Annotated in this window: 1 protein-coding gene; it reads right to left on the minus strand. The window is 29.5% G+C overall.

Annotation, left to right across the window (positions count from 1 at the left end):
- Positions 1-239: 239 nt before the first annotated feature.
- The gene (locus P0N36_RS15540) at positions 240-560 is read right to left on the minus strand and encodes a hypothetical protein (RefSeq protein WP_275843803.1); all 321 of its coding nucleotides are present in this window, start codon (positions 558-560) and stop codon (positions 240-242) included.
- Positions 561-748: the final 188 nt, after the last annotated feature.

Consider the following 748-nt stretch of genomic DNA (forward strand, 5'->3'; position numbering starts at 1 on the left):
TAATTAAGATACAAGAAAAGTTTCCTGGCATTATATACATACATAGAAGTTTGCATATGTAATACAATGCTTGGAAACCTTATAATCTAATTTCAATTTTTCTTAGCAAAATAATTATCACTGTTTTATCACCTGTTTTTCTAGGCTACACTATTTCTGAAATAGTATTTCTTCAACCTTCTAGTAGCACCTATAGCATTATTTCATATTTCATCAATGGCTAGCTCTTTTTACTCATCTTAATGTTTAGCTGTTGTCTCAGGATGACTTTTTGTATAATGTTCAAACTTACTTCCTTCTCTAATTCTTTCCTTTTCTTTTCCTTCTATGCCTGTTGTACCTGCTTCTCCTTCAAAATCGATAATATCAGGATTACCTCTATGCTTAATTATTATATCAGGATGACTTTCTGTATAATGCTCAAACTTACTTCCTTCTTTGATTCTTTCTTTTTCTTTTCCTTCTATGCCTGTTGTACCTATTTCTCCTTCAAAATCAATAATATCACGATTATCAATGTGTTCGTCCATTATATCTGTATTTTCAAATTTAGTTTTCATAATTTTCTCCTTTCACATGAATAACTGTCCTTAATCTTTGGATTATTATTCAGATTTTTAGAATAATACGTTGCATTTACTATTTCACAATATTGCTGACTACCACCTACAATCTTATTAGGGTTATTACCTATAGATGGACCTTAATGCTCACAACTTGCTTTGATTGAGTTTTATTTGATTTTTTT

The sequence above is a fragment of the Petrocella sp. FN5 genome (assembly GCF_029210395.1).
In the GTDB taxonomy this organism is placed as follows: Bacteria; Bacillota; Clostridia; order Lachnospirales; family Vallitaleaceae; genus Petrocella.

What these genes read in the sequence shown, in the direction of transcription:
- P0N36_RS15540 (WP_275843803.1), bottom strand. Translation starts at nt 560, where the DNA reads ATGAAAACTAAATTTGAAAATACAGATATAATGGACGAACACATTGAT.